Consider the following 7,723-nt stretch of genomic DNA (forward strand, 5'->3'; position numbering starts at 1 on the left):
CGACACACCAGAACGGCGAACAACATCCACACCCGACTCCAACACCAACCACTCACCGCAAGATCACGAATCTACGTGAATGTTTACCCTCGAACAGCTCGTTCTTCGCGGCCGCATACAGGATGTAGATACCGCACACGCCGATCAGGCAGCCCATGAAGTTGCGCCGCACGAATCGCCAGTTACGAGGATCACGATTCTGCCGGAGCAGTACGTACAACCCCGGGAGGAAGATCAGGACGGTTTCTTTCGACCAGAAAGCGAAGGCCATGAAGATCCCGGCGAACGCCGCCGCCGCGGCACTGCGGCGCGGCGACGCCGCGCACACCAGGGCGGCGAGCAGCCACATCACGGCGATGTTGTCGAGGAACGCCATCCGCTGATACCACAGGGCGAGCGGTGAAAGCGAGAAGACGAGCAGGGCCAGGCCGGCGAAGAACCGTCGTAGGCCGAGGAGCCGGCCGAACCGGTACAGTAGCACGCAGCTCACCAGATGCACGCCGAACATGAGCTCGCGGGCGGCGGTGACCGCCGTCGGCGCCCGGTTGAAACCACCAGTGATCTTCGTGTAGATGGCAATTAACAGCCATCCGCCGAACGGATGGTCGTACCAGTACGTGTAATGCGCGATCCGGTTCCAGTACTGCATCGAATACGCCTGGGCGGCATACGTGCCCTCGTCGTCGGTGACGCGGCCCGGCCAGCCGTCGAAGTTATAACCGTGCAGCACCGCCACCACCGTCAGGAGCACGGCGAGCAGGAGCAGGCTGCGGCGGCGGGCGCCGGCCCAGCCGACCAGTCGGCCGGCGAGCTCCCCGGCCCGGGCGGCGATCCAGGTCACGGCGGTCTGCGGGCCGAGCAGTCGGGGGTACGGGTTCGCGGCGTCGGGTGCGGTCACGACGCCGCCTCCAGCTCGAAGCGGCCGGAGGCGGTGCTGTGGTGGGCCCCGGAGTGGGAGGTCTTCTCCCACTCGACCCAGCCACGCAGCAACCGGGCCGTGGCGCGCACTGCGGCGGCGGAAAGCGCGAGCTGGTACAGCGGGGCGCAGGGCACGAGCCGCACGCTGTCCCAGCGACGCAGATCGAGCCCGTACGCCTCGGCGAACTCGCGGAACGCCGCCTGTTCGGAGAAGACCGTCATGACGGTCGCACCGAACGGAAGCCAGAAGACGATGACCAGACCGGTCGGCGCCGCCAGGAACAACGTGAGGACCAGCGACACCGGCAGCAGGACGCCGGCGAGTGCCTGGAAGAACGGCATCGTGAGCATCTCCACCGCCATGATGCGCTGGCGTGCTCCCGGAAGCGCCCGCCAGTCCCCCTTGAAGAGGACCTGCATGAACCCCATCATCCAGCGGGTGCGCTGGACGACGAGTTTCGTGAGGCTTTCCGGGGTCTCCTCCCGGGTCGTCAGATCGGGGTGGTAGAAGACCGCGGTCGGGATTCCGGCGACCGAGGCCCGCACCCCGAGGTCACAGTCCTCGGTGAGGCAGGAGACGTCCTACCCACCGAGCCTTTCCAGCACCGTTCGCCGAATGAACACCGTATTGCCGCCAAGTGGGATGAAACGCGCGCGCGCCTGGAAACGCAGCCGCGACATGAACCAGATGTAGTACTCGAGGCAGCTGCGGGCCCGCCACCAGGAGGTGCCCGTGTCCAACCAGTGGAGGAACGCCCGCATCGGCGAGTGGTCCGCGGCGCGCCGCCACGCCGTGGCACGCGCGTTCATGAGCTGCACGCCGCCCTGGAAGATGCCGACGTCGGCGTGGCGCAGGGCCAGCGTGTTCACGTAACGCAGGAGTCCCCCGGCGATCAGGGACTCCGCGTCGACGACGCCGACCAGGTCTCCGGTGCAGTGCCGGCGGGCGTCCTCCAGGGACAGGGGTTTACTACGCCGGCTGCCTTCGGGCGCGACGACCCGCACGTTGGAATGCCGGCCAGCGATCTCCTCGGCGACCCGCCGGGTCTCCTGGTCGACCTCGTCATGGGACACCATCACGACCAGTTCCACCAGGTCGTGGGGGTAGTCGCCGGCAAGAATCTGGGTCAGGGTCCTCCCGAGCACCGGCTCGTCGCGGGCGGGGACGATGAGCGAGAAGCGGTTGCGGGGCGCGAGGTTGCCGGTCAGGTCCACGTGATGCACCCGCTCGGGGCGCTGCCAGCTGTACTGGCCGCGCACGAGAGTCAGGCTGGCGACCAGCAGCATCAGCAGCGAGACGATCGTCCATGTGGCGAGCAGCACGACGTGGTGATGCTCGGCCGCACGCACCCCCAGCGTCACCGCGAGGGGCACGCTGACCAGCGCCCACACCCAGCGGCGCCGGCGGCTGGCGCCGGGGGTCGACCCGCGGGCCCGCGCCCGGAACCGACGGGACAGGACCAAGCCGCCGGTCACCGCCGCCACCGCGCCCAGCACCACGGCGAACGGCTGGCCCAGGCGCGGACCGCCGTACGAGACCAGCCTGATGTCCGGCGAACCGGCGAACATGTAGACGTACCAGCCGCCCGACTCGCACGCGAGCCGGGCGAGCCACGGGATCCGCCGGCCCCGGCCACCCCGGCCGAACATCCGAGGCAGGACGATCGCGAGTGCTCCGGGCAGGAGGTAGGACGTGCTCCCGTCGAGACCGGCCAGCTCGGACAGCACGAGGGCCGACGTGGTGTGCAGGGCGGCCCCCACCCCGCGGCCCCCCACCTCGCGGCCACTGCGATCCACGGCCGAGGTGAGCGTCGGGGCACGCGGGGAGCTCGGTGCGCACGGGCCTGCCGACGCGCACCGCGGGGGAGCGCCCGCGCACGCGGGACTTCGGAATCGGAATCAGCATCAGAATCAGAATCGGATGTCACCTGTACCTGCCTGAAAGGGGTGGGCACGGAGCACCGCGGGCGGGCGACACCGCGGCGGGTCCGGTCCCCGGCCTGGATGGAGGGTCAGTTCGCCGCGACGAGCTTCGGGAGGTCGGCCACGTACTCGGCGACCGTGGTATCGGCGAATTAGCTCCTCGCCATTCCCTTGTAGTTCGTCGTTGGCGTGGAATACGCCAAGGTGCCGCCGGCAAGCAGGATCCGCCCGTCGGGGAGCTGCACATGCCCGGAACAGAACAGCCGGATGAGGACCCCGTCGGCGCCGAGGCGTACGCCGTCACCGGCGGGTGGGCTACGAAACCGCACCGGGCACCCCGTCCTCCGACGGCCTTCCGCGCGACGGCGACGCCGCCCGCTCAGGCACCGCCCGTCGCCGGTACACCAGCCGATCCACCACCAGGTATCGGACGATCACCGCGGCGGCCAGGGACATCAGGGTCGAGATGCCGACGCCGAGATGCCATCGCCCGACCAGCACCGCGAGCAGTGGCAGCCGGATGACCAGATCGAGGTTGTTGATGAGCGCGAACGCCGGATAGCGACGCAGCCGGGAACCCGTCTCCCGGTCCCAGGCCAGGAGCTCGCAGCCGAGGAAGTTCCAGCCGATGGCGATCTGGGTCGCGACGATCGCCGCGGCCAGGTAGTGCAGGCCGACGTGGTGAAGCACGGCGGTGCCAAGCAGGTTCGGCACCGTCCCGGACGCCCCGACCAGGGCGAAGCGCGCGGGCTTCGGAACCCGCAACGCGAACAGCCGCCGGGCGAAGCGGGCGCCTTCGGTCAGCGAGGCGTTGGAGGTCCCGGCGTGCCGCTCGGCGAAGGCGTACCCGATCTCGCGGACACGCAGCCGTCCGGACGCGACGAGCAGCTCCAGCAGGATCTTGTAGCCGTCCGGTCGCAGGCCGGCCCGGTCCACGACGGCAACCCGCACCAGGAAGAAGCCGCTCATCACGTCCGAGACGCCGCGCAGCCGACGGGGGAAGACCCACCGGCACAACCGGTTGGACCCCGTCGAGACCAGGTGCCGCATGCTTCCAGCGAGCCCCGATGCGCTGCCGCCGGACACGTACCGGCTGCCGATCACCACGTCGGCGGCATGTTCCACGGCGGTGCCGAGCAGCGCCGGGATGGTCTCCGGCGGATGCTGGAGGTCCCCATCGATGATCACCGCATAGGGTGCGGCACAGAGCGCGAAGCCCTCGCTGACCGCGCCCCCAGCCCGCCGACCCGCTGGGCCGGGGTCCGATGGTGCACCCGTACCGGTAACCGCATCGAGGGGCGGACGCGCGCGATGACCTCGGGTGTTCCGTCGTCGGAGTCGTCAACAAAGATCACTTCTCCGAACAGGCCGTGCAGCGCATCGTCGAGGCGCCGCAGCAGCGGTTCGACGTTGTGCGCCTCGTTGCGGGTGGGTATCACGACCGACACCTGTGGCCCGACGTCCACCCGGGGACCAACGTCCACCCGGGGACCGACCGGTTCCGCGGCCGAACCGCCCGTCCGCTCGGGACGCTCCAGCGGGGGCGGGGATGCGGCAGAACGGGCAGGCGGAGCAGGCCCGTGCGGTCGTCCGGTCCGCCCTCCGGCCCGGTCCGGCTCCCCCGATCGGCCCCACTCCCCTGCTCGATCCGGCTTCCCCGATCGGTCCTACTTTCTTGATCGGTCCTACCCCCCTGACCGGTCGAGGTCATCGGGTCCCCCGGGGCCACTGACCCGCGAAACGCGGGTCAGTGCCGAGATAATCCCGATCCGTCGAATTCCGGACAATACAGTGCAACATTCACACGGCCACATTCCTGTAGTGATCATAACGAATTTCCCCCAGAGGCAGCAGAATAAGAGAAGTCCCGGATCGAGCCATCTACCGGCACCCCATGCCCGATCCGGGCCCTACGGTCATAAGGCCGGGCGAAAAATTACCGCAGGCCGTCGGCGGACGGGGGCGGGTGACCACCAGGAACACTCCGAGACACGGTCTCCCCGCTAAGCCGGGTGCGCCCGTGCACACCGCACTCCACCGGCACGCTTCCCGACACTTCCGGGCAACCCGGTTGACCGGTACCGCCCGGCCCTATAGGGGACGTAATGAAATAACAAATACGTGATCGAAAGCATCATCGCAGGTCACAGGCCTGTGGAGGGTTCGAAACGCGCAAGTTATTTCATTTCGACTCCATAGGGCTACAAGTCCCGGCCCCACGGAGCGGCACATCGCGACAACACGTGGAACCACCCCGGCCGGGTTGACGACAATCACGACCGCAGAACCCCGCGCCCATAGACTTCCCAGCCATAAACCCCAGGGAGCACGGTGTCAGACCAGCCTCGCAAGAGCAGAGCGGACAGGGAGCACGTTCGCCTCAACCAACGGGATCTCCACGCCCTCGAATGGATCTTCGACATGCGAGCCGCCTTCGAATCGGACATCTCGGAGATTCTCGGCCCGGAACACCCGATCTCCAAGAACGCGGCTCGCGCCGTCGTGAAGCGATGGGAGAACGCCGGAGTCGCCTCCGCCGATCCCGTACTCGCCGGCCAGGGCCGGCTCGTACGGCTCACCGCCGAGGGCACCCGGCTGGCCAGTTCGATGGAGCTGGAATCCGACGGGGCGACGACGAGCGCGGCGGGGGCCGTGCGCCACGCCATGGTCGCCCGCGCCCGGCTGCGGATCGAGAACGCCGGGGTGGGCGGGTCGCGGGTGCTGGCCTGGATCAGCGAGCGACAGTGGCGGCACGAGAACGAGGCCGCCCTGCACACCGGGTCGCACGTTCCCGACGGATTCGTCCGCCTCGATGGCGGGATGACGGGAGTCGTGCAGGTCGGCCACACCCGGGTGGAGGTCGCCCGGCTCCGGCCACTGGTCGCGAAGCTCGCCCGTAACCACCCCGTCGTCGTGCTCGCCGTTCCCCGGGGGGAGCTGGCCGGCAACCCGGCCGGCCCGTCCGCGGTCGCCGACGGTGGCGGCCTGCCGGCGACGGTCTTCACCGTGGAGATCTGAGCCCGGCGAGATGCTCGGCGAGCAGCTCGGCGAGATGCCGCCCGCGCCGGGCGGCGACGTGTTCGGCCTGGGCCCGGCAGGAGAATCCGTCGGCGAGCAGCACAGTGCCCGCGGGAGCCGAAGCGATCGCCGGGCCCAGGGTGCGGGCGGCGATCGCCATCGACACGTCGTAGTGCCCGGCCTCCATGCCGAAGTTGCCGGCCAGGCCGCAGCACCCGGCGAGGACGGTGACGTCCGCGCCGGCCACCGCCAGCAGGCCGCGGTCGGCGGCGAATCCCATGACCGCGTGCTGGTGGCAGTGCGGCTGGGCGAGGACGCGCACCCCGTCGAGGCGCGGCGGAGTCCAGCCGACGGTGTCGCCGAGCAGCTCGGCGAGGGTACGCACCGCACCGGCGACCAGCGCGGCGGCGGGGTCGCCCGCGAGCAGCTCGACGAGGTCGCCGCGCAGCACCGCCGTGCAGGACGGTTCCAGACCGACGATCGGCGTCCCGGCCCGGGCGTACGGCGCGAGGCGGTCGACGGTCGCCCGCAACCGGCGGCGCGCGCCGTCGAGCTGGCCGGTGGTGATCCAGGTGAGAGCACAGCACGCGGGGCCCGGCGGCACGATCATCCGGTAGCCGGCGTCCGCCAGCACTGCCACGGCGGCTCGGCCGACCTCGGGGGAGAAGGCCTCCGTGAACGTGTCGATCCACAGCACCACCTCCCGGCTGTGGGCCTCGCGTCTGTGGGCCGCTTGCCCATCAGCCGGCCGCCCGTCAGCCAGGTACCCGTTTCCCCGGTCCGGGCCGCCGTGCTCGCGCCACCAGCGGCTGAACGGTTGCCTGGCGAAGGCCGGCACCTCGCGGCGCACGTCCATGCCCCCCACCCGCAGCAGCAGCCGTCGCACCGCCGGTCCGGCCAGCACCGCGTTGACCAGGCGTGGCGCCCGCCCGGCGACCCGGGCCCAGCGGGGCAACCAGCCGAGCACGTAATGGCTGACCGGCCGGAGCCGATGCCGGTAGGCGCGGAACAGCACCTCGGACTTGTACGTCGCCATGTCCACCCCGGCCGCGCAGTCGCGCGCGCACGCCTTGCACGACAGGCACAGGTCGAGCACCTCGGCCACCTCCGGGGCCCGGGCGCCCCCGGCACCTCCGCGGACCAGCGAGCCGTTCGCCATCTCCTGCAGCACCCTGGCCCGGCCGCGGGTGGAATCCTTCTCGTCGCGCGTCGCGAGGTACGACGGGCACATGAAGCCGCCGGCCGCCGGCGTGTCGGCCCGGCAGGTGCCCAGCCCGACGCAGCGGTGGACGGCCCGCCCGAACTCCCCCGCGTCGGCGGTGAAGGCGAATCCGCCGCTGGCGGGCAGCGGGCGAGCCGCCGGCAGGCGCAGGTCGGCGTCGATCGGCCTCGGCCGGACCAGCACACCCGGATTGAGAAGATCGTCCGGATCGAACAGGGCCTTGAAACCGGCGAAGACGCCGAGCGCGGCCGGCGAGTACATCCTGGCCAGCAGCTCACCGCGGGCCCGGCCGTCCCCGTGCTCACCGGATATCGAGCCGCCGTAGGAGGCGACCAGGTCGGCGGCCTCGGTCAGGAACGGGCGCAGGCGCCCCGGGGCGTCCGCCAACGGTAGATCAAGCCGGATGTGCACGCAGCCGTCCCCGAAGTGTCCGTACGGCACCCCGTCGATCCGGTGCGCACGCAGCAGGTCCTCGAAGTCACGCAGGTAGGCCCCCAGGCGCTGCGGCGGCACGGCCGCGTCCTCCCAGCCGGGCCAGGCCGGTTCCCCCGCCGCGGTCCGCCCGGCGAGACCCGCGCCGTCCTCGCGGATCCGCCAGAGGGCGCGGGTCTGCGGGCCGGTGGGCAGCACCCGGGTGGCCCT

At 70.7% G+C, this 7,723-nt stretch carries 6 protein-coding genes and 1 pseudogene; 1 reads left to right on the top strand and 6 read right to left on the bottom strand.

Annotation, left to right across the window (positions count from 1 at the left end; genetic code table 11):
• Positions 1 to 52: 52 nt before the first annotated feature.
• The 5 genes and pseudogenes from AC08OQ_RS15455 to AC08OQ_RS15475 all read right to left on the bottom strand — a co-directional run bounded on the left by AC08OQ_RS15455 (position 53) and on the right by AC08OQ_RS15475 (position 4,307).
• On the bottom strand, positions 53 to 898 hold the full coding sequence (locus AC08OQ_RS15455; RefSeq protein ID WP_476612142.1) for a hypothetical protein: 846 nt from the start codon (positions 896 to 898) through the stop codon (positions 53 to 55).
• A pseudogene (locus AC08OQ_RS15460) lies at positions 895 to 2,568 on the bottom strand (glycosyltransferase family 2 protein). Before AC08OQ_RS15460 ends, AC08OQ_RS15455 begins: the two are co-directional and overlap by 4 nt.
• 425 nt (positions 2,569 to 2,993) lie before the next feature.
• The gene (locus AC08OQ_RS15465; protein ID WP_462188038.1) at positions 2,994 to 3,170 is read right to left on the bottom strand and encodes a hypothetical protein; all 177 of its coding nucleotides are present in this window, start codon (positions 3,168 to 3,170) and stop codon (positions 2,994 to 2,996) included.
• Positions 3,157 to 4,029: a GtrA family protein gene (locus AC08OQ_RS15470; RefSeq protein WP_476600047.1), complete on the bottom strand. Its 873-nt coding sequence runs from the start codon at positions 4,027 to 4,029 to the stop codon at positions 3,157 to 3,159. Before AC08OQ_RS15470 ends, AC08OQ_RS15465 begins: the two co-directional genes overlap by 14 nt.
• Complete coding sequence (locus AC08OQ_RS15475; protein WP_476604939.1) at positions 4,026 to 4,307, bottom strand: glycosyltransferase; 282 nt, start codon at positions 4,305 to 4,307, stop codon at positions 4,026 to 4,028. The genes AC08OQ_RS15470 and AC08OQ_RS15475 overlap by 4 nt, the downstream gene beginning before the upstream one ends.
• 865 nt (positions 4,308 to 5,172) lie before the next feature.
• Between AC08OQ_RS15475 and AC08OQ_RS15480 the strand changes: the two genes are divergently transcribed.
• Positions 5,173 to 5,859, top strand: a complete 687-nt coding sequence (locus AC08OQ_RS15480; protein ID WP_476600043.1) for a hypothetical protein — start codon at positions 5,173 to 5,175, stop codon at positions 5,857 to 5,859.
• On the opposite strand, the gene AC08OQ_RS15485 is transcribed toward AC08OQ_RS15480, so the two are convergent.
• Positions 5,843 to 7,723, bottom strand: a 1,881-nt coding sequence (locus AC08OQ_RS15485) for an FAD-binding and (Fe-S)-binding domain-containing protein (protein ID WP_476612143.1), incomplete at its 5' end; no start/stop codon positions are given. The genes AC08OQ_RS15480 and AC08OQ_RS15485 overlap by 17 nt on opposite strands.

The organism is Frankia sp. CcCS3 (genome assembly GCF_977927575.1).